General features: G+C 37.8%; 24 protein-coding genes. 16 read left to right on the top strand and 8 right to left on the bottom strand.

Features of this window, described 5'->3' with window-relative positions:
- Positions 1-97 precede the first annotated feature (97 nt).
- The 3 genes from VB711_RS12925 to glgA all read left to right on the top strand — a co-directional run bounded on the left by VB711_RS12925 (position 98) and on the right by glgA (position 3796).
- Positions 98-679 (top strand): hypothetical protein, encoded by a 582-nt coding sequence (locus tag VB711_RS12925; protein WP_323286473.1) that lies wholly within the window; start codon positions 98-100, stop codon positions 677-679.
- Between the two features lie 170 nt (positions 680-849).
- Positions 850-1818 (top strand): hydroxymethylbilane synthase, encoded by a 969-nt coding sequence (gene hemC / locus VB711_RS12920; RefSeq protein WP_323286472.1) that lies wholly within the window; start codon positions 850-852, stop codon positions 1816-1818.
- A 538-nt stretch (positions 1819-2356) separates the two neighbouring features.
- Positions 2357-3796 (top strand): glycogen synthase GlgA, encoded by a 1440-nt coding sequence (gene glgA, locus VB711_RS12915; protein ID WP_323286471.1) that lies wholly within the window; start codon positions 2357-2359, stop codon positions 3794-3796.
- A gap of 99 nt (positions 3797-3895) precedes the next feature.
- Here the strand turns inward: glgA and wecB are convergent, their stop codons facing one another.
- Positions 3896-5008 carry a non-hydrolyzing UDP-N-acetylglucosamine 2-epimerase gene (wecB, locus tag VB711_RS12910; protein ID WP_323286470.1) on the bottom strand — a complete coding sequence of 371 codons (1113 nt, stop codon included), beginning with the start codon at positions 5006-5008 and terminating at the stop codon, positions 3896-3898.
- A 726-nt stretch (positions 5009-5734) separates the two neighbouring features.
- Between wecB and typA the strand changes: the two genes are divergently transcribed.
- Positions 5735-7525, top strand: coding sequence for a translational GTPase TypA (gene typA / locus VB711_RS12905; protein WP_323286469.1), 1791 nt, complete (start codon positions 5735-5737; stop codon positions 7523-7525).
- A gap of 235 nt (positions 7526-7760) precedes the next feature.
- Here typA and VB711_RS12900 read toward each other — a convergent pair whose 3' ends face one another.
- The gene (locus VB711_RS12900; RefSeq protein WP_323286500.1) at positions 7761-8261 is read right to left on the bottom strand and encodes a GNAT family N-acetyltransferase; all 501 of its coding nucleotides are present in this window, start codon (positions 8259-8261) and stop codon (positions 7761-7763) included.
- Between the two features lie 68 nt (positions 8262-8329).
- On the opposite strand from VB711_RS12900, the gene VB711_RS12895 reads away from it, so the two are divergent.
- From VB711_RS12895 to VB711_RS12880, 4 genes are all read left to right on the top strand, one after another.
- Positions 8330-9133, top strand: coding sequence for an SDR family oxidoreductase (locus tag VB711_RS12895; RefSeq protein ID WP_323286468.1), 804 nt, complete (start codon positions 8330-8332; stop codon positions 9131-9133).
- A gap of 322 nt (positions 9134-9455) precedes the next feature.
- Positions 9456-10571 (top strand): DUF262 domain-containing protein, encoded by a 1116-nt coding sequence (locus VB711_RS12890; protein ID WP_323286467.1) that lies wholly within the window; start codon positions 9456-9458, stop codon positions 10569-10571.
- Between the two features lie 2 nt (positions 10572-10573).
- Entirely contained in the window at positions 10574-11884 is a 1311-nt protein-coding gene (locus VB711_RS12885) for a DUF3696 domain-containing protein (protein ID WP_323286466.1), read from the top strand.
- A 3-nt stretch (positions 11885-11887) separates the two neighbouring features.
- Positions 11888-12745: a hypothetical protein gene (locus VB711_RS12880; protein ID WP_323286465.1), complete on the top strand. Its 858-nt coding sequence runs from the start codon at positions 11888-11890 to the stop codon at positions 12743-12745.
- Positions 12746-12843: 98 nt separating this feature from the next.
- On the opposite strand, the gene VB711_RS12875 is transcribed toward VB711_RS12880, so the two are convergent.
- Positions 12844-14235 (bottom strand): malic enzyme-like NAD(P)-binding protein, encoded by a 1392-nt coding sequence (locus VB711_RS12875; RefSeq protein WP_323286464.1) that lies wholly within the window; start codon positions 14233-14235, stop codon positions 12844-12846.
- A 195-nt stretch (positions 14236-14430) separates the two neighbouring features.
- Here VB711_RS12875 and VB711_RS12870 point away from each other — a divergent pair, with 195 nt between their 5' ends.
- Positions 14431-14772, top strand: a complete 342-nt coding sequence (locus tag VB711_RS12870; protein ID WP_323286463.1) for a hypothetical protein — start codon at positions 14431-14433, stop codon at positions 14770-14772.
- A gap of 115 nt (positions 14773-14887) precedes the next feature.
- On the opposite strand, the gene VB711_RS12865 is transcribed toward VB711_RS12870, so the two are convergent.
- The 4 genes from VB711_RS12865 to VB711_RS12850 form a co-directional block, all read right to left on the bottom strand.
- Complete coding sequence (locus VB711_RS12865) at positions 14888-15433, bottom strand: GIY-YIG nuclease family protein (protein ID WP_323286462.1); 546 nt, start codon at positions 15431-15433, stop codon at positions 14888-14890.
- Positions 15434-15494: 61 nt separating this feature from the next.
- On the bottom strand, positions 15495-15818 hold the full coding sequence (locus VB711_RS12860; protein WP_323286461.1) for a hypothetical protein: 324 nt from the start codon (positions 15816-15818) through the stop codon (positions 15495-15497).
- An 82-nt stretch (positions 15819-15900) separates the two neighbouring features.
- On the bottom strand, positions 15901-16998 hold the full coding sequence (locus tag VB711_RS12855; RefSeq protein WP_323286460.1) for an AI-2E family transporter: 1098 nt from the start codon (positions 16996-16998) through the stop codon (positions 15901-15903).
- A gap of 81 nt (positions 16999-17079) precedes the next feature.
- Positions 17080-17271, bottom strand: coding sequence for a hypothetical protein (locus VB711_RS12850; RefSeq protein ID WP_323286458.1), 192 nt, complete (start codon positions 17269-17271; stop codon positions 17080-17082).
- A gap of 33 nt (positions 17272-17304) precedes the next feature.
- Here VB711_RS12850 and VB711_RS12845 point away from each other — a divergent pair, with 33 nt between their 5' ends.
- Entirely contained in the window at positions 17305-17847 is a 543-nt protein-coding gene (locus VB711_RS12845) for a DUF29 domain-containing protein (protein ID WP_323286457.1), read from the top strand.
- Between the two features lie 156 nt (positions 17848-18003).
- Here the strand turns inward: VB711_RS12845 and VB711_RS12840 are convergent, their stop codons facing one another.
- Positions 18004-18870 carry a WYL domain-containing protein gene (locus tag VB711_RS12840; protein WP_323286456.1) on the bottom strand — a complete coding sequence of 289 codons (867 nt, stop codon included), beginning with the start codon at positions 18868-18870 and terminating at the stop codon, positions 18004-18006.
- Between the two features lie 469 nt (positions 18871-19339).
- Here VB711_RS12840 and VB711_RS12835 point away from each other — a divergent pair, with 469 nt between their 5' ends.
- The 6 genes from VB711_RS12835 to hepT all read left to right on the top strand — a co-directional run bounded on the left by VB711_RS12835 (position 19340) and on the right by hepT (position 22044).
- A complete protein-coding gene (locus VB711_RS12835) occupies positions 19340-19510 on the top strand; it encodes a hypothetical protein (RefSeq protein WP_323286455.1) in 171 nt (56 codons plus the stop codon).
- 69 nt (positions 19511-19579) lie between these two features.
- Entirely contained in the window at positions 19580-19789 is a 210-nt protein-coding gene (locus VB711_RS12830; protein WP_323286453.1) for a DUF433 domain-containing protein, read from the top strand.
- The gene (locus VB711_RS12825) at positions 19782-20801 is read left to right on the top strand and encodes a PDDEXK nuclease domain-containing protein (protein ID WP_323286452.1); all 1020 of its coding nucleotides are present in this window, start codon (positions 19782-19784) and stop codon (positions 20799-20801) included. The genes VB711_RS12830 and VB711_RS12825 overlap by 8 nt, the downstream gene beginning before the upstream one ends.
- Before the next feature lie 86 nt (positions 20802-20887).
- Positions 20888-21106, top strand: a complete 219-nt coding sequence (locus tag VB711_RS12820; protein WP_323286451.1) for a DUF433 domain-containing protein — start codon at positions 20888-20890, stop codon at positions 21104-21106.
- A 48-nt stretch (positions 21107-21154) separates the two neighbouring features.
- Positions 21155-21607: a type VII toxin-antitoxin system MntA family adenylyltransferase antitoxin gene (gene mntA, locus VB711_RS12815; RefSeq protein ID WP_323286450.1), complete on the top strand. Its 453-nt coding sequence runs from the start codon at positions 21155-21157 to the stop codon at positions 21605-21607.
- The gene (gene hepT / locus VB711_RS12810; RefSeq protein ID WP_323286449.1) at positions 21604-22044 is read left to right on the top strand and encodes a type VII toxin-antitoxin system HepT family RNase toxin; all 441 of its coding nucleotides are present in this window, start codon (positions 21604-21606) and stop codon (positions 22042-22044) included. The genes mntA and hepT overlap by 4 nt, the downstream gene beginning before the upstream one ends.
- Position 22045: the final 1 nt, after the last annotated feature.

Here is a 22045-nt window from a genome sequence, read left to right as displayed (position 1 = left end):
TGTAAAATATATTGAAAATTATGCTAAGTATAGTAATCATAAATTATTTATGAACCCGTTCTGTTTCCTGTTCCCTTTTTATTAAGGAGGTAAAAAATTGCCTTTCCCTTATCAATCTAAGCAAATCAGGGAATCTTCATCGGAAGTTGACAATTATACTCAACTTCTCAAAGAAGCTATTTCCCAAGAATATACAAAATCTCAAGATTGGCAAAAAATTAAATCTAAATTAGAAGAAACTGATCATCAATATATGCTGCGTGCCATAACCGATGATTTAACTTCTATCAATGCTATAGCTGCTTATGTGATTACAGGTGGAGCTTATGGTTATTCTTTTCAAACCGCAATTATTCAAAAAACAGAAAATACAGTTCAAGTCCGTCGATGGCATGATATTAATCAGTATTATGTGGAAATAGCAGAATTTCCCGGAAGAACTGATTGGAGTAAAGTTATAGCCTGTTTGCGTAAAGATGGCTGTATCCCGGATACTACTATCAACCCAAATTTAAACATTGGCATAGGAAGATATGTTACAATCTATGTAGTAACAAAAGACGAAAAAGCTTGGTCTAGAATTAGTACAGGAGATAGCGGTTTATGTGTTCACAAACTGTATAACGCTATGGTGAAAGTCGAAGAGCGGGCATTTTCTGACCACCAAAGGAAAGTTTAATTTGTGAAACCAAATATCACATCCAGCAACCAAGAAATTTTAAAAAATGTAAATAAATGTTAAATATAAATGTCAGTAAAAGGGAATCTGTTCAATGTCATCCAATCAGGCACTCACTGAGGTAGGCTAGATCAGAATGAATTTATCGCCTGGTTTGATATATTATTTTTATGACTTCAGTTTCTAGTCCACCGCGCACGATTCGGATTGGTTCACGTAAAAGCCAACTTGCTTTAGTTCAAACCTACTGGGTACAAGAGCAACTCCAGAAAAGCTTTCCTGATATTACTTTTGAAGTCCATACCATGTCTACCCAAGGTGACATAATCCTGGATGTAGCATTAGCCAAAATTGGCGATAAAGGACTATTTACCAAAGAATTGGAACTGGGAATGATCAATCAGGAGATTGATTTTGCTGTTCATTCCCTTAAAGATTTACCGACTAACTTACCACCAGGGTTAGCATTAGCAGCAATTACCGAACGAGAAAATCCAGCAGATGCGCTGGTGCTGCATGAAAAATACAAAGGTTTGCAAATCGACACCCTACCAGAAGGTGCGGTGATTGGTACTTCTTCCCTGCGTCGTTTGGCTCAATTACGCCACCAATTCCCCCATTTTACCTTTAAAGATGTGCGGGGAAATTTGAACACACGCATGGCTAAATTAGATGCAGGTGAGTATGACGCTTTGATTTTAGCGGTAGCAGGTTTAGAAAGATTGGGAATGAGCGATCGCGTTCATCAAGTTATACCCAAAGAAATCTCCCTCCATGCCGTCGGACAAGGTGCTTTAGGGATAGAATGCCGTGCCGATGACACCGAACTGATCACCATTCTCAAAGCCATTGAACACCCAGCAACGCGCGATCGCTGTTTAGCTGAAAGAGCTTTCCTGCGTCAATTAGAAGGTGGTTGTCAAGTCCCCATTGGTGTAAACACAGTAATAACAGGTAACGAATTAACCCTAACAGGCATCGTTGCCAGCGTCGATGGTCAAAACTTAGTCCAAGATAGCGTGACTGGTGAAGCAAAGGAAGCAGAAGCACTAGGTATAGAACTAGCCCATCTGTTAAGGAAACAAGGAGCCACAGAAATATTGAATCAAATTTTTACCGAGATTCAACGAGGTTCATAAGTCAATCTGAAAACAGAATGTGATTAGATGAATAACAGCGAAGAAAAAATAGGGGTTTAGCTTGATCCCATTGGTCTCAACTTAACATGAAACTTTTGTCATGTCGTTAAATCAAACTTATTCAGTTCCCCAACAATCAAGAAGAACCCCACCCCCGCTTTTGATAAATCAAAATCTCCCCTCCCCTCAAGAGGCTACGGTGTACACACAAGTGATCTGATTACCCAAAACAAGCCCTGGCGATTAGAAATCACGGCTACACAAACAAAGTCCACCTGCGTGGACTGAAGAAAAACTACTTATTTTTAACCCACGGAGGTGGGTTTTGCCTGTGTAGTTGCGGTTTCTAACCGCCGATTTAATCTTGATAAGACTTGTGTGTACACGGTAGCCCCTCAAGAGGGGAGGGGATTAAGGGGTGGGGTAAAACGGTTGTGGGACAACGATATTACCTTAATTTGACACCAATGAGCTTGATCCTGCTAAATTCCTCAAAAGATCAAAAAATATAACCTGAACCGGGGAAGCAAAAACTACCATGCGGATACTATTTGTTGCAGCCGAAGCTGCTCCCGTCGCCAAAGTTGGAGGAATGGGTGATGTAGTGGGTGCATTGCCTAAAGTCTTGAGAGAAATGGGGCATGATGTAAGGATATTCTTACCTTACTATGGCTTTCTACCAGATAAAATGGAAGTTCCCAAAGAACCCATCTGGCGGGGATATGCCATGTTCCAGGACTTTGCGGTTTACGAAAGCGTCCTGCCTGGTACTGATGTTCCCCTGTACTTATTTGGACATCCAGCTTTCCTCCCCCGTCGCATTTATTCAGGAGATGATGAAGATTGGCGGTTTACCCTATTTTCTAATGGTGCAGCCGAATTTTGCTGGAACTACTGGAAACCAGAAATTATTCACTGTCACGACTGGCACACTGGCATGATTCCTGTATGGATGCACCAAGATCCAGATATCACCACAGTGTTTACCATTCACAACCTAGCCTATCAGGGACCCTGGAGTTGGTATTTACAGAAAATTACTTGGTGTCCCTGGTATATGCAAGGACACAACGTTATGGCCGCAGCCGTACAATTTGCCGATAGGGTAAATACTGTTTCTCCCACCTATGCCGAGCAAATTAAAACACCAACTTACGGTGAAACCATAGAAGGATTATTGTCTTTCATTAGTAGCAAATTATCAGGGATTATCAACGGTATAGATACGGAAGTTTATGATCCTAGCAATGATAAATATATTGCTCAAAGCTTCACCACCGAAACCCTAGACAAGCGCAAAGCCAACAAAATCGCCTTGCAAGAAGAAGTGGGATTAGAAGTTAATTCTAACGCCTTTTTAATGGGGATGGTGACAAGGTTAGTGGAGCAAAAAGGTCTAGATTTGTTGTTACAAATGTTAGATCGCTTCATGGCTTATACAGATGCTCAATTCGTTTTGTTGGGAACAGGCGATCGCTATTACGAAACCCAAATGTGGCAACTAGCATCACGCTATCCTGGACGCATGGCCACCTACCTACTATATAATGATGCCCTTTCTCGTCGCATCTACGCCGGCACAGATGCCTTTTTAATGCCCAGCCGATTTGAACCCTGCGGTATCAGCCAAATGATGGCTTTGCGTTACGGTTCTGTCCCCATTGTTCGCCGCACTGGTGGATTAGTAGACACTGTATCACACCACGATCCAGTTAATGAAGCAGGTACAGGTTATTGCTTCGACCGATATGAACCCCTAGACCTTTTCACCTGCATGATTCGCGCTTGGGAAGGTTTCCGTTTCAAACCCCAATGGCGAGAATTACAAAAACGCGGCATGAATCAAGATTTTAGCTGGTATCAATCTGCCAAGCAGTACAATAACCTCTATCGGTCAATATATGGATTGCCACCGGAAGAAGAAGCGCCAACACCAGAACCAGAATTAATATTACCAGCCTCAGTTGCGGCTAAGTAGTAGGATGAAATGGTGTTGCTGAATTAGCATATTATTTTGGGGTGTAGAGACGTTCCATGGAACGTCTCTACAAAGTTTTAGAAAATCTTTTTTTACAGATCAAACACCCAAAAACTTCTCTACAATTTCTAAAATCCTTTCAGAAGCATGACCATCACCAAAGGGATTAATAGCATTAGCCATTGCTGCATAAGCTTGGGGATTACTTAGTAACTCACTGGCCTCCGCTAAAATGTTACTTGTTTGCGTTCCTACCAGTTTGGCTGTCCCTGCTGTGACTGCTTCCGGTCTTTCCGTCGTCTCTCGTAACACTAACACCGGTTTACCCAGACTAGGCGCTTCTTCTTGCAAACCACCAGAATCAGTTAATACTAAATAAGATTGTGCGATCGCCCCTACCAATTGAGCATAATCTAACGGTTCTGTCAAGAAAATTCGGGGATGATTGCCTAAAAGTTGCTGTAAAGGTTCTCTAACAGTGGGATTCCGGTGTAAAGGTAACAATAACGCTGTATCTGGGAACTTATCTAAAATCTGTAAAAACCCCTGAGCGATCGCTTGCAGTGGTTCTCCCCAATTCTCCCGACGGTGAACCGTGGCTAAAATAGTACGATAGGCACTCCAGTCTAAACCCGGAATATCACAACTAGGCTTGGTTGCAGCTACATTCAACAACGCATCAATCACAGTATTACCAGTCAAATGAACATCTCCCAACACACCAGAAGCTTCCAGATTTGCCACCGCTAAAGACGTAGGAGCAAAATGTAACTGAGTGATTTGAGAAATTAATCGTCGATTGGCTTCTTCAGGATAAGGATTAAATAATTCATCAGTTCTTAACCCTGCTTCAACATGACCAACCGGGATTTTTTGGTAAAATGCAGCCAACGCAGCCGCAAAAGCCGTTGTCGTGTCCCCCTGTACTATCACCAAATCAGGCTTCTCTTCTAAAAATAATCCTTCCAACCCCCTTAAAGCCAGACAAGTAATATCACTCAAAGATTGTTGCTTCTGCATAATCTCCAGATTTCGGTCAGCCTTGAGATGAAACAGTTCCATCACTTGTTCCACCATTTCCCGATGCTGTCCCGTCAAAATCACCGAAGATGCTAATTTTGGAGAACCTTGAAAAACCTGAATCACAGATGCCAGTTTAATCGCTTCAGGACGAGTACCCAAAATAATCCAAACTTTTTTTTGATTAGTCATAAAAATAAATAAATTAACATACCGCTAATTGTTCCGAGTCCTGCAAACCTTCACCAAGCCAAATATTCATTTTAGGACTTACGCACCCAACAAAAGACATTTTCTGTGAAACTTGCGTAAGCGGATATTAAAGGTTGTTTGAAAAATTTTAAGTTGTGATTTTAGGCGCTTACAGATCCCCCCTCTACCCCCTTGCTAAGGGGAGAACTAGAGTCAAAGTCCCCCTTAAAAAGGGGGATTTAGGGGGATCTAGAAATATTTGATACACCAGGAGGGACTTTTCAAACGGACTAATGAAAAATCAAGGGCTTGAAACCCACGGAGGTGGGTTTTGTTTGTGTAGCCGCGACTTCTAGTCGCCAGGGTTTAGTTTTTGTAGCGACTGTCTTGATTGTCAAGCGACAGCGCAACCCAACAAAAGCCCCTAAATGTTGGGTTTCCTAACGTCAACCCAACCTACCTGATTTAATGTTTTTAGCTTAATCGACAAGTATTGCTCTGCCTCCTGCCCCCTGCCCCCTGCCTCCTGCCCCCTGCCCCCTGCCTTCTTTGTAAGTCTCATACAAGAAATTTAGAGATCATTTGCAAAACTCACCGCAATTGTGACAATTAAGCTAGAATTATTAAAGGTTCGTTACAGAATTGGTAAAACATCCCCAGTTCTGTTAAAACAGCCAAGCATTTAGCTATTAATCTAAAAAACCTAAAGTTCACCCAAAAGCCTCTATGACGCTCCCAATTCGTAACGTCGCCATCATCGCCCACGTTGACCACGGCAAAACCACTCTGGTTGATGCACTCCTCAAACAATCCGGCATTTTCCGCGAAGGCGAAGACGTTCCGGATTGCGTCATGGACTCCAACGCCTTGGAAAGGGAACGTGGAATTACTATTCTTTCCAAAAACACAGCCGTTCGCTACAAAGAAACCCTCATTAATATTGTTGATACCCCTGGACACGCTGACTTTGGCGGTGAAGTAGAACGAGTCCTCGGCATGGTTGATGGATGTCTCTTGATTGTCGATGCCAATGAAGGACCCATGCCCCAAACCCGCTTTGTCCTCAAAAAAGCTTTAGAAAAAGGTTTGCGTCCCATCGTCGTCATCAACAAAATCGACCGTGGACAAGCTGACCCCCACGTTGCTGTTGATAAAGTATTGGATCTATTCTTAGAATTAGGTGCAGACGAAGACCAATGTGATTTCCCCTATCTATTTGCCTCCGGTATGGCAGGTTACGCTAAGGAAACCTTGGAAGCAGAAGCGGTAGATATGCAGCCCTTATTTAACGCCATTTTGCGCCATGTCCCAGCACCCGTAGGCGACCCCAACAAACCCCTACAATTGCAAGTTACAACCCTAGATTATTCTGAATATCTCGGAAGAATTGTCATTGGCAGAATTCACAACGGGACTATCCGTGCTGGACAGCAAGCCGCTTTGGTAGTAGAAAATGGCAGCATTGTCAAGGGTAAAATTACCAAATTAATGGGATTTGAAGGCTTGAAGCGGGTAGAAATGGAAGAAGCAACCGCCGGTTATATTGTAGCCGTCGCTGGTTTTGCTGATGCCTACATTGGAGAAACCATTACTGACCCCAACGAACCCCAAGCCCTACCACTAATTAAGGTAGATGAACCAACCTTGCAAATGACCTTTTGGGTAAATGATTCACCCTTTGCAGGTCAAGAAGGTAAACTGGTAACATCACGCCAAGTGCGCGATCGCTTGTTCCGCGAATTAGAAACAAACGTCGCCTTACGGGTAGAAGAAACAGATTCTCCTGATAAATTCCTAGTTTCCGGTCGGGGAGAATTACACCTGGGCATCCTCATCGAAACCATGCGTCGCGAAGGTTTTGAGTTTCAGGTATCCCAACCCCAAGTAATTTATCGTGAAGTTAACGGTCAACCTTGCGAACCTTACGAACTCCTAGCTTTAGACATTCCCGGCGATGCCGTTGGTAGCTGTATTGAACGTCTAGGACAACGCAAAGGCGAAATGCAAGATATGCAGCCAGGTGGGGGCGATCGCACTCAACTAGAATTTATCATACCTGCCCGTGGATTGATTGGTTTCCGGGGTGAGTTCATGCGGATGACCCGTGGAGAAGGGATCATGAACCACAGTTTCCTCGATTACCGTCAACTCTCTGGCAACATTGAAGCTCGGAACAAAGGCGTTTTAATCTCCTTTGAAGAAGGTGTTACCACTTTCTACGCCATGAAAAACGCCGAAGATAGAGGAGCTTTCTTTATCACTCCTGGAACTAAAGTTTACAGAGGCATGATTATCGGCGAACATAATCGTCCCCAAGACTTAGAATTAAACGTTTGTAAAACCAAGCAACTAACCAACCACCGAGCCGCAGGTGGTGACGAACTCGTACAATTGCAAGCGCCAATCGACATGAGTTTAGAACGGGCATTAGAGTACATCGGACCCGACGAATTGGTGGAAGTAACACCCCAATCAATTCGTCTTCGTAAAATGGCGAAAAAGTTAGCCAAACGGTAACTTATGCTCAGATGTCGTTAATTAATGATTTTGCCAGCAATTGACAAGATATACTAAACACGGCTTAATCATTTGATTCTGTGGGTAAGGGTTTAGCAATGCTAAACCCCCACAAATCTGGGTTTTTCGTCATTTTGTAAAAATCCGTTCTCTGTGAACTCTGTGCCTCTGTGGTTCGTTTTCCAGTGATTTGTGCCTAAGTCCCAAAAGTTTTATTTATCGTGACAAATCCGGGTCAAACAACAGGGGCAATCCGTAACCCCATAATCATTAAATCACCTTCCACACCATCAAGTTCGGCAATTTTTGGTAAATGTCCCCATTGTTGAAACCCAAACCCTGTAAACAACTTTAAACTAGGTTGATTATGGGCAAAAATAAAGCCAATTAAAGTTTTAATACCCAAACTCGGACTTTCCCTGACTGCATTGCGTAAAAGTTGCTTTCCCAAACCACAACGATGGAAAGCCGGAGAAATATAAATACTGATTTCAGCCGTTGAATGGTAAGCCGGCCGTCCATAAAAGGCTTGAAAACTCAACCAACCACCAATTACCCCATCTACTTCAATAATCCATAGAGGGTATTTTACAGGCGAGCGCCCCCTAAACCAAGCAAGACGACTCTCTACAGACACAGGTTCTAAATCAGCAGTTGCCATGCGGCTAGGGATTGCAGCATTATAAATTGCTACAATTGCAGGCAAGTCAGTTTCATGGGCATGGCGAATCGTCATTACTGCCATTTGTGCAAAATTCTGGCGAAAACATTCACAAATAATACAGCGATCGCGTTAGGATTTCTATGACTTCTACTGTAATTATTACTGGGGCTTCTCAAGGTATTGGTAAAGCAACTGCACTTTTATTCGCCCAAAAAGGTTATGATGTAGTTCTAGCAGCCAGACAGCCAGAGCGTTTAGAAACTGCGGCGGCTCAAGTACGTCAACTGGGACGAAAGGCGTTAGCTATCCCCACAGATGTCAGAAATGCCCAGCAAGTCAATAATCTAATAGTACAAGCCTTAGATTTCGCTGACAATAATATTGATGTATTAGTTAACAATGCTGGTATTTGTTTAACCGGTCCAATGGAAAATACCACCTTGGACGATTGGCAACAATTGATGGATACTAATTTTTGGGCTTACGTCTACGCTATTCAGGCAATAATCCCCCATTTTTCACAACAAGGTCACGGAACAATAGTGAATGTGGGATCTTTTGGTGGTAAAATGCCTTTACCGAACATGACTGCCTACTGTGCCAGTAAATATGCTGTAACCGGGTTAACTGATACCCTGCGATTGGAATTACAGCCAAAGGGGATTCATGTATGTGCAGTGCAACCGAGTGTCACAAATAGTAATTTTATGGAAAGGGCGCAATTTCGAGGCAGAGATGAAAATACAGCCCAGGAATCTCGTCAAAAAATGAGCAATTTATTAAATACCTCCGTTGCTAGTCAGCCGGAAGATGTAGCCAAGGCGATTTGGGATGTGGTGAAATATCGTAAAAATGAAGTAGTAGTTGGTTCAGGGGCGATGTTTTCCACGCTTTATCAATTTTTTCCAGGTTTGATGCAGTGGGCAATGCAAAAATCAAGTTAGCTAGTAGAATAAACAAGAGTTCCACAAAAGTAGATAAATTCAGTGTGGAGACAATTTATGAATTGTTTCTACAATATAATCTATTGAAATAAGTGAAAGTTGCTGTATAATTAATTCATTAGAACTAACGAGAAACATTTTTATTATTTTTGAAGATGTCATAATTAAATGATTAACGTAAGTTGCTAGTTAGATGAAATAAGGTGCGTCAGAAACTTAAAATTAGTTATTTCAGCCTAAATTATTCTGTCTGACGCACCCTACAGGCTACAAAATATCCGAAAAATTAATTAGGTTTTTTAGATAAGAAAGGAGTAAAAATATGTATGATCAATTACAAGATAATGATGTAATTGAGAAAGATGAAGATACTGCTGAAGAGGATAGAGGTGATAGTGGAGGGTTATATCCTTATGATCCAACTAAAGCAGATATTGATATTAGAGAAGAACCGCAAACAGTTTTCGAGTTAATGAGAAAATATGATAATGGAAAACTGATAGTTGATCCTGAGTTTCAACGTAATCTAGTTTGGACACTAGACAAAAGAAGTAAATTTATTGAATCAGTTATCCTTAACTTTCCTATACCTCCTTGGTATGTTAATCAAACTATAGAAGGTAAGTACATTATAGTAGACGGTTTACAGAGAACATCTACCTTACATCAATTTATTAATGATGAATTTAAGTTAACAGGTTTAGAAGCGTTAACTAATTTGAATGGATATATTTTCTCTGAACTTAAAGAGTTACCAGGTGATTATCAAACAAGAATAGAAGATAAAAAACTTAATATATATCTTATTAAACCTTCTGTCCAAGCTAAAGTTGTGTATGATATCTTTAATAGAATTAATACAGGTGGAACAAATCTTGAACGTCAAGAAGTCAGAAATTGTATATTTTCAGGAAAATCTACTAAACTGATCAAAGAATTATCAGAAACGGACTATTTTAAAAGAGCTATTGATAATGGAATATCTCCTAGAAGAATGAAAGATAGAGAAGTTATTTTGCGCTATCTAGCTTTTAAAATTTTTGATTATGAAACAGAATATCAGGGAGATTTAAGTGATTTTGTAGAAAATGCTATGAAAAAACTTAATTTGATGTCAGATGAAAAGATAGGTTTATTAAAAAATGATTTTAAGAGAGTTATGAATTTGACCTTTGAGTTTTTTGGTAAGAGAAATTTTCGATTACCCGCAGCACAGAGGAGAGGTAGAATCAATATTGCTATTTTTGAATCTGTTTCTTATTTCTTTTCTGTAAATACTGATCATTTTCTAGCAGATAATAAAAAAAATATTCAAGATAATTTTGATAAATTGCTAGAAAATCAAGAATATCTTGATGCTGTTAGATATGCTACGAGTAGCAGAACTAAGGTAATTGCTAGATTTAAACTCGCACAAGAAATTTTAGGGAATATATAGATATGCTAACTCAAATTGAATTAGAAAATTTTAAATGCTTTAAAGAAAGAACTTCTTTTCCATTAGGACAATTAACACTGCTTACAGGAATCAATGGTTGTGGTAAGTCAACTTTGCTTCAGTCTTTGCTATTAATGCGACAATCTATTGATCATAATGAAAATACTGATCAAATTTTGTTGAATGGTAGTTGTGTAAATTTAAATAGTTTTAATGATGTTAGAAATAGAAATAATTCAATAACTGAACATATAAAATTCAAATATTATTATACTCAAAAATTTGATGACGTTGTTGAAATAGTAAAAGGATTTTTTGAATATTCTCTAAAAGAAAATATAGATGATGACATGAACGCTCAAATAGAAGAAATACAATTATATCTCCTAAAAAAATCAATTGAAATTAATGTTAATTATAATAATTTTAGATATCATATATGTGATTATGATTGTGTAATTGAAACGTATAAAGTTAAACAAAAAGGTACATCCACTATAGCTAACTTAATGCCTAAAAGTCATTTTTCAACTGATGATGTTCTAGAAAATGGAATAGCTTCAAGGTGTCTAAAAGATGAACTAGCTCCCTTTCGTTTACGATTGTATTTTAACTTCAATCATATTCATTATATATCCGCAGACCGTTTAGGTCCTCAAGAATTTTATTTAAAATCTACTATTAACAAATTTCCCAACGTGGGTGCAAAAGGTGAATTTACAGTTAACTTACTCTATAAAAAAAGAGATGACTTAGTTAATGATAAATTATGCTTAGGTGAAGATGCAAAAACACTAGCTACCCAAACCGAAGAATGGCTTAACGAAATATTTAATGGTGCAAAAGTTGAAGTTCCCAGTTCTCAAAGTAATATACTCGAACTTTTATTTAATACTAGCACATCAAAAGACCGTTTTAGACCAGCTAATGTGGGATTTGGATATAGTTACATTTTACCTATTGTTGTTTCAGGTTTGATTGCTAAAGAAGGAGAAATATTAATAGTAGAAAATCCTGAAGCACATTTACATCCCAAAGCACAATCACGACTAGCCAAATTTTTAGCTAAAGTGAGTAGTTGTGGTGTACAAGTTTTTATTGAATCCCATAGTGATCATATTTTAAATGCCTTGCGAATCGCTGTTCTTGATGATATTATTACTCATGAAGATTTAAGTATCTTATATTTTCAACAAAATCCAGAACAGCCAGTTGTGCAAATTCCTGTACAAGCCAATGGAGGAATTGAAGAATGGCCAGAAGGATTCTTTGACCAAATGGATAAAGATTTTGCACGACTTTTCGGGATGTAAAAAATGGAAATATTTATCAATGAGGTGTCTCTAGAGGGTCAGTATATTAACGAGGTAGAATTTCGAGATGCTGTGAAAGTTTTCATGGCTATTTTTGTGTTAATCAATGAAAAAATTCAAGATAAGAAGCTTTACAAAGAAGAAAGTCCTATATTTATTAATTATGAAGCGATTAGAGGTTCTAATTTCCATACCAGTCTTAATTTACTTAAAGATAAATCTTTAAAAATAGCTTTTCAAAACATAGTTTTTAATAAATCAAATCCCCAAGAATGGCGTAATGAAAAATTACATTCTTCAAAGGATTTATTTGATTGTTTAATTAGTGATAATAATTACAAAGATGTGGGTGATACTTCATTAGCTGAAGTTACGGAAAGAAAATTGCAAAATTCTGACAGTGCATATTTACTAATTAATTTTCCAAATTCTAGTTTTAGAACGGCGCACCCTCATATTAATGATAATTGTCTAATTACTATTATTAAAAATAATGATGAAATCAATCTGATATGTTTAGATGGTATAGACAGTAAATTAGCATTGGAATGTTGGTTAGAACATAAACTAAATTTAAGTCAATTAGAATATTCTTTTGATAGCACAAAATCACCAACGGATAAACAGACAATTTTACGAGATACCACAAGATTTAAAAAAACAGTAAATAAATGCCAAGGAAGAGTTATTTACTTTGAATTAAATACAGAACGCCATTGGTATGTAGATAATTTACATTATGGTCAAGCTTCTCATTTGGAAGTTTTTGATAAAACTGGTAAAAATCATCTTGGAGAAGCTGATTTAAACGGAAATATTAATTATTCTAAAAGCGATTCAGATAAAACTATAGATGTTTAGTTAATCAATTTGTGCAGGGACGGGCAAGACTTGTACTAATCTGGTTGATAGCGTGGCGTTAGCCATAGTATGCCCATCCCACAACAATTAATTAAATATTAACTGTGAGCAATACCTTCTTGTCGTGCGGCTTGTTGAACAGCAGCAGCAACAGCAGTAGCAACTCGCTTGTCAAAGACAGAAGGAATGATAAATTGGCGATTCAAGTCCGAAGGTTTGATTAAAGAAGCGATCGCACTCGCCGCTTCCAAACACATTCCCGTGGTAATGGTCTTAGCCCGACAATCTAAAGCCCCACGAAACACCCCAGGAAACGCCAGGACGTTGTTAATTTGGTTAGGGTAGTCACTCCGCCCCGTGGCGATAACAGCAACGCTCTTGCTGACCAATTCCGGCTGAATTTCAGGGATAGGATTAGCCATGGCAAATATAATTGCATCTTTCGCCATACCTTGTACCATCTCTGGTGTTAAAACTCCCGGTGCGCTGACACCAATAAACACATCTGCACCTTGCATTGCACCTGCTAAGGTACCTTGGGCTTTCACCGCAAATTCCTGTTTTTCTGCTGTCAAATCGGTGCGACTGGTGGAAATAATCCCTTTAGAATCGCACATCCAGATTTTTTCTGCTCCCGCTTTACGGAGTAAACGAGCGATCGCTACACCGGCCGCACCAGCCCCATTAATCACAATGCGGATGTCTGCAATGGATTTATTTACCACCTTCAAGGAATTATATAAAGCTGCTAAAGTGACGATCGCTGTCCCATTTTGATCATCGTGAAAAACCGGGATATCTAATTCCTTTTTCAGTCTTTCTTCAATTTCAAAACATCTGGGTGCAGCAATATCTTCTAAATTCACACCGCCAAATACCGGGGCGATATATTTCACCGCTTTGATAATTTCCTCTGTATCTTGAGTATCCAAACAAATCGGGAAAGCATCTAACCCAGCAAATTCCTTAAATAACATCGCCTTACCTTCCATCACTGGTAAAGCCGCACTGGGTCCCAAATTTCCCAACCCCAACACAGCACTACCATCGGTGACAATAGCCACAGTGTTGCGTTTAATTGTTAGATTGTAAACTTCCTCTGGATTTTGAGCGATCGCTGTACAAATTCTCCCCACCCCTGGAGTGTACGCCATTGCCAAATCCGACACACTTTTTAGAGGGATTCTACTGGTAATACTGATTTTGCCACCACGATGTAAATTAAAAGTGCGATCGTAAACATTCATTACCTTAATATCTGGTAATGCCTTCACTGCTTGAACAATGGTTTCCGCGTGTTCTGTGCTGGCAGCATCCACAGTGATATCACGGATAGATTCTTGGAGATTTTGTTCAATTAAATCAATTTGTCCCAAATTACCACCACCGAGAGCGATCGCTTGGGTTACAGAAGCCAACATCCCCACCCGATTGGGAATCTGTAACCGCAGGGTTACACTAAAACTAGAATTAGGAGTTAAGTTTGTCATTGTGCTTTGCTATTTTAAGTTTTAGATTTTATATTGAATTGCCGAGTAAAAACCTATTTCTAACATAAAATCTGGAATTTTTATCAAAAAATATCAGGACTCAGATCCTTTATTTCTCTAAGAAGTTAAGTATCTTTTTATTTACAAGTTCTGTACTATGCTAAACTATCACCAAATCTATAAATTACTGTAATTATGAGGTTTATACTCAGAATTATCGGACTTAGCTTACTTTTATTAGGCATTTACCTTGTCGGAAAAAACATCTTTTTTACAACCAACGTTTACCCATACTGGTGGCGAGGAATAGCAGCCGATACTTCCGTACTTGCCCTAACTATTGGTATAATCATGTTGATTTTCTTTCCCAGAAACATGAAAAATCTGGGATGGATAGCTGTTAGTGCTGGTGTTATCTTTGTGTTTATGAGTAGTAGTGCCATCCTCAATCCTATGAGTTTATGGCAGTTCTTTCTATCTCTAATTTCGATTTCAGCAGGATATAAAATGTTTACTACTGGACGTATACCTTTTTGACACTCCAAATCCGTGTCATCGGTGTAATCCATTAAATCCGTGATCGTGATTGATGATTAAAACAAATCTTCTCTCCTTCCTGACTCCTGACTCCTGACTCCTGACTCCTGACTCCTTACTTTAAATCTAGTAATCCTTCATCTTTTAATTTAGGGTTAAAGCGAATTTGCATTTTTAAACCCCGGTCTGCTAATACAGCTAAAATTTCTGTTTCTACACGTCGTGCTACATTTTTTAAAATTTTCATTTGTACTAATTCATCATTCATGGGATTTTGATATTTATCCTGTTCTTCTGATGTCATCATTAATTTAGTATTAATCGGATCAGTCCATATTGGTTTATTTTCTCCATTCCCCATAGGAAGACTACCATTTTCTGCAATCCAGGCTTTTTCAATGGTTTCTAAAATGGTACGGTTGGGACGTTCAATAGTTTGAAATTTCACCCAATAACATTGTTGTGGCTGTCGAACCAAATGCTGTTTTAAACTGAGATAAACATCACGAGAATATCCGACAAATTGGAGATTTTTATCTTTGTCAAAAATAGCATATACTCCTATTTTGCCTTGAAATTGCGCGGTTAATTGTCCTTCATCATCAATGTAAGGAAAGTATTCTAAATCTGCTAATGTGGGTATATTATTTTCCGTTGTCATAATCAAAATCTCGAATTGATATTTTTTTTAGATCGTATAGAGTGGAACTTATTACAGCAATTTACCTGATTTTACGATAAATTGCACAGAGACGGCTAGGTTTGAAAATTTTGGCGTTAAACATGAAATTAGGGGGTACATTAATAATTGCGTATTCATCAGATTGATGATATTGTTCAAATTCAGACGGCATTCCTTTAGGTGTAGTTAAACTGTAGGGTACTGGTTGGAAAAGTAATTCTGTAAATTCAATGGCTTGACAGTTTAGATTTTGACAAATTTGGTTTAAAAAGGTTTCATTTTGCAATAATTTGTAAAGGATAGATTTAGCTTCTGGTTCTAGAGTAAAGCTACTATCAAAGTTTTGAACGATTTTTAAATTCATGGTGTTGCCTACTTTTGTGTAATTGAGATTCTTGTTTCTGCTAATCTAAATTCTGTGATTGCCAAAGAGGAGTATAATAATCTTAACTTTGTTCTCCTTTCCCTGTTTCGTGAATATGAGAATCAGATAAAATTAGAGAGTCAGAATCATATTCTTCATTTTTTCCCCATTGATCCAATACATCCTTAATCAATATTTCTTGTACCCAAATTTTAGCGACAACAGTTAAAGGAAGTGCTAAAAATAATCCTAAAAAGCCAAAAAAGGTAACGAAAAATAGTTGAGAAACTAAGGTAACTGCGGGAAGTAATGAGACTTGTTGAGCCATGATTACAGGGGTAAGAAAATTGCTTTCTGCTTGTTGAATAAAAAAGTAGAGAATCAAGACAGCAACCATTTTCCAGGGGGCATCTAAAAGAGCGATCGCTAATGCTGGAACAACGCTCATAGTTGGACCAACGTTAGGAATTAAATTCATAAATCCTGCTAAAACTCCCAATGCTAATGCTGCCTTAACGCGCAAAATTGACAAGCCAATCATACTCATCAATCCTACAGCCAGAACACCAATAGAAGCACCTGTTACCCATCCTTCTAGAGAAACTTCACATTGATCTAAAATTCCTGCTACTCGTTGCCGATAAAAGGAGGGAAATAACCGCACAAATACTTTTTGATAAGCATCAGGATTTGCCAAAAACATCCCTGTTAAAACCAGAACTAATAAAATTTTAAGAACAATTTCTAAGGAACTAGAAACAAAGGCAAAAGAGTTACCTAATGCTCGATTAATTAGAGGTTGCGCTTCTTCGATTAAACTATTAATATCTGGAATAAACGCAAGTAATTGATCAGGAATGTGGGTGCGCTGTTCATCAATCCAACTATTAAGACGCTCAAAACCTTGAGGAACTCGATAGGTTAGTTCTTGAAATTGGTGAACAAAAGGTGGAACAATTAACCAGAAAAAGCCAATTATACCAGCAAAAAGGATGGTCACGGACAAGAAAACGGCTAATCCACGACTCATGCCAAAACCTTGTAAACGTCGTGCTAGACGGTTTAAAGTGGTAGCTAGGACAACAGCAGCGAATATCAGTAGCAAAACTTGGCGAATTTGCCATAAGATATATAACGATAAAAGTAAGGTAATCAAGCCTATCCATTGACCGAGATTCACAATCTAGCTCCCAAAGTTTGCTAAGATATCATGTTGTATTAGATTAGCTGATTTTATTTGGCTAATGTCTAAATGATCTGGTTAATTTTGTTTTTGTCCTGAAAACCGCGATAGTAGTGCGATCGCTAAAATGACGGTTGGTAACAAAACCATGATCAGGGCGTTGGTTGTAGTCGCTGAAATCAATAAACTCGGACCTGCATATTTAATCAAAGAAGACAGCAAAGCCGATATTAGCAGTAGTTTCAGTAAAAATCCTAGTTGATTTTCCATATCAGTCCGATAGGTTGCCAGGATCTAATTGTAATGGTCAATGTTGTAAACTACAATCCAACTGGTGAGGTAAAGAAAATGGAAATATTAAATCTAGAAACAGATCCTCAAGCAGAAAATTATGTAAATATTAGCGATCGCCCTGATTTATCTCTCTATGACCAAGACTTTATGCTTTGGATTGAAAATACAATCCGATTACTCAAAGAACAGAGTTTAACAAAACTGGATCTAGAGAATCTCATCAATGAAATTGAAGATATGGGCAGAAATCAAAAGCACGCTTTAGAAAGCAATCTGACCATACTTTTAATGCACTTATTAAAATGGCAATATCAATCTGTAAAACGAAGCAATAACTGGAAATTTACAATTCGTGAACATCGTCAAAGGTTACAAAAATCCTTTCGTGATAGCCCTAGTCTTAAAGTATATTGTGAACAAGTATTTCACGATTGTTATCAAGATGCTAGAAATTTGGCATCAGATGAAACTGGGATCGAAATTACGTTGTTTCCTATGGAGTCACCCTACGGGATTACTGAAACCTTAAATCAAGATTTTTTACCAAATTAGAATTTAGATTTATTTTCTAAAAGCAAGAATTGAATGCGGATGATGGCAGGGCGATCGCTAGTAAGTTTGTATAGGGTTTTGTTAATATGTTAAAACCAGGTTAGAAATTGAGTAAAGGGACGGGTTTAATACTCGTCCCAAATTTTTTGGGGTAGTTTATGGGTTCAACTCACAGGTCAAATCATAATGTTGACAAAGAGTTATGAGTTTTTGCTTGATCAGCGATCGCACATTTTCCGGTGAAACAATTTCGCACTCATCCCCATAGCGCAGAACTTCTCGAACCAACCAGAAGGGATTGGATACTCGTCTCACAACCTGGCGCACCTCTCCAATAACTTCATTGCTGATGTCGTTGGTTTTTGCTTCATAGGCTTTGATCAGACCTTTGTACAAGTGTAAGTACACTTTTAGATAATCTAGGCCTTCATGTCGCCATTGTCCGTTTATTGCTTCAATGGACTGAATCCGATCTAGACGTAGACAACGATTGTGAATAAGTTCGGGAAAATAAGTATTTTGGATATCTGCTGTTTCTTCACACCAAATATTTAGGTAAAAGCCTTTTTCTTCAGAGGATATTTCGGCATAACGGACTGTAAAGGCTAAATTCTGTTCTTGAGTATTGCCATAGAGTATTTTAAAGGGTTGGTTTCTTTGAGAGAGTTGATCTATCTGAATCCGCCAAGGGTCACTAGGTTGATTAACCAGACGGATCAGTGCTTGTTGTAGCGGTATTTCCAGATTACCATGCTCTAATAACAAGTTTAGCAGGGTTTGGGCTTCGCCAATGTAACCTGTATCAATCAAGATTCTGGAGGCTTGCTGAAGTGCAGTAGCTTGTTCTGGGGTGAGAGAGAACAGTTTTCTTGCCTCTGGTGTTTGTTGGGCGATCGCTACCAGTAATCCAGACACGCTGGGGGACTTACCCCAGAAGATACGCAATTTTCGGGCGATTTCTTCCAGTTGTTCTTTTGTACCAGAGGGAATCGACAGTGTAATTGTCTCTTTTTTCCTAGACATTTAAAAAATGTAATTACAGTCTTGACATGATTGATATTTACAGTTATTGTATCTGTATACCAGGAGAATAGATAAATGAAATGAGGAAAAAACAAGGTTACTCTCTATGCAGATACAAAAAAGCCAGAGTCTAGCTCTGGACTACAATCCCTCATAGGGATTAATGAGTGTATTAAAGCCTTGATCACATCTTTCCTATAATTTCAATCCCTCATGGGATTAGGGTTTAGTTTCAAGGCTTCTCTAGTATACATCTTGGGAAAAGCTAATGGAAAATTTTTTATTTTACATTCACTTCTTTACTATAGACAAGAAAAAATGCTATGTTAAAGGAACCGAAACAAAACTGTTTCAGTTCACCTATGTTGAGTGGTATCTCATAGGTTAGCACTGATATGGATATTTCGGCGCAAACTTATTGAGGTAATTTCTTGTGAAAGAGAATCTCCCAGATCGTATGCTTCAATTTATGTCAGATTCTTGCTGGCATTCTACAGAAGAACTGGTGGAAAAAATTAGCCACCGATTTTCTGCAACTATGCACGTCCTCAAGAAACGCGGTTATAAGTTTGATAAACGCCGTATTCAGGGTCAACAGTATGAATATAAACTGGTAATTAAGTCAACAGCGATCGCTTAAAAACAATTTCTTGCATATTGGGGGTAGTTCCTGCTACTCCCCGTTACTTGAAAATAGTAGCTAATAAACATGACCGATGATAATTTGCTGTCCAGAATTTCCATTGACCGAAATATTTGTTTTGGTAAACCTTGCATTAAAGGTCATCGTATCTGGGTATCACTGATTTTGGACTTGCTTGCAGGTGGAGAAACAATTCAAACAATTCTTGAAGCGTATCCCAGTATAGAAAGAGATGACATTTTAGCGTGTATTGCCTACGGTAAAGAAAATGAGTAACCCGATTTCCAACGATTATACAAATCTACTTATGGAAGTAAAACAACTGATTCGTTCAGCCCAGTATGAGGCATTAAAGGCAGTTAATCGAGAAATGATTAACCTTTATTGGGCAATTGGAGAAATGATTTTTAATCAACAGCAAAATCATAATTGGGGTAAATCGGTAGTAGAAAACTTAGCGAAAGATTTACAAGCAGAGTTTCCAGGAATTAGTGGATTTTCAGCCCGAAATATCTGGAGAATGCGAGATTTTTATCTCACTTACCACTCTAAAGAAAAACTGACACCATTGGTGGCAGAAATTGGTTGGACTCATAATTTAGTCATTTTAGAGAAATGCAAAGATGACTTAGAACGTGAATTTTATATGAGAATGACTCGCAAGTTTGGCTGGACAAAAAATGTTTTAATTCACCAAATTGACAATAAAACTTATGAAAAGATTTTGTTAAATCAGACTAATTTCGACCAAATACTATCAGAAGAAATTCGTAATCAAGCAAAGCTGGCAGTTAAGGATGAATATACTTTTGATTTTTTAGAATTATCTGATCAACATAGCGAAAGGCAGCTAGAACAATCTATTTTATCTAGAGTTGAGTTATTTTTAAAAGAAATGGGTGGAATGTTTACCTTTGTTGGTAGTCAGTATCGCTTAGAAGTTGGAGATGAGGAATTTTTTATTGATTTGTTATTGTATCACCGTCAATTAAAATGTTTAGTTGCGATTGAGTTGAAAACAGGCGAGTTTGTACCTGAATATGTGGGTAAAATGCAGTTTTATTTAGCAGCTTTAGATGATTTATCTCGACTACCAGATGAAAATTTATCAATTGGGATTATCCTTTGTAAATCTAAGGATAAAACTATTGTTGAGTATGCGTTGAGAGAGTCGAACAAACCTATTGGTATAGCGACTTATAAAGTTGTTTCAACTTTGCCTCAAGAGTTAAAAAATCAGTTGCCTGATCCAGAACAGGTTGCTAGATTATTAGAAGGAATTGAATAAATATTTATATTTTTGATACCTGCTGATTTTTTAGACTAAAATTATTAGCATCTACACCAAAGATTTTTTCACTAACTCAGTAAACCATGAAAGAACAAAAATTACTAGACAGAATCACATTTAACCCCCAAATTTTTGGAGATAAACCAATAATTCGTGGTCGTCGTCTAGCTGTTGAACATATTTTAGGAATGTTAGCAGCAGGAGATACTATCGAAACTTTATTAGAAGCATATCCCTGCTTAGAACGGGAAGATGTGCAAGCCTGTTTAATTTATGAACGGAGGTTAGTTGGTCATGAATAAGTTCAACCTTTATTGTAATTTTTAATCACAAAAATGGAGAATGATAAAATGCAAAACAATACTCCCACAATTACAGAAATTCAAGAATTATCGTCACAAATTCCTGAGAAAATACCTTACTTAAAAATGTTAGTTCTGTTTGGTTCTAGAGCAACAGGTAACATTACTGTCAATAGCGACTGGGACTTTGCTGTTTTATATGATGAAGAAAAATATAGTTTATACATTCAAGATAATCCATTAGCGTCATTTACAATACCTGGAATTTTGGGAGAAATATTTAAAATAAATTCTGACAAAATTGATATTGTCGAACTTAATCATTGTTCAAAACTTATAGCACATTTTGTGGCTCGTGATGGAATTGCTGTATATGAAGAACAAGCAAATGAGTTTGAGAAATTTCAACAAAGAGTATTATTGAGTAATATGGAAATTAAAAAGATTGAAAAAAACAAATTAGAAAACATTGAAAACTTTTTACAAAGATGGGGAGTATGAACAATATAGAATTTGTGATTATTGAAACCAGACTGGAGTTGATAGGTCGTTATCTTGATTACCTCAAAAAATTTGAAGGTATTAGTTTAGATGATTATCTGAGTAGTTTTGAACAGCAATTAATTACAGAAAGATTATTGCAATTAATGACTCAAGCTGCAATAGATATCAATGATCATATATTGTCAAAACTCACATCTGGAAAGTCGTACACTAATTTTGATGGTTTCATTGAATTGGGTAAATATCAAATTCTTACTTCAGAATTAGCAAACCAGATTGCACCATCATCAGGATTAAGAAATCGTTTGGTTCATGAATATGATGATATAGATCCGAATCAGGTTTTCAAGGCAATTAGTTTTGCGTTACAGCAATATCCACTTTACGTTAGACAAATCAACACTTATTTAATGACATTGGAAGAAAATAGCTAAT

Origin of the sequence: Cronbergia sp. UHCC 0137 (assembly GCF_034932285.1) — a bacterium.
In the GTDB taxonomy this organism is placed as follows: domain Bacteria; phylum Cyanobacteriota; class Cyanobacteriia; order Cyanobacteriales; family Nostocaceae; genus Cronbergia.
This window is presented reverse-complemented; position numbering and strand designations above follow the sequence as displayed.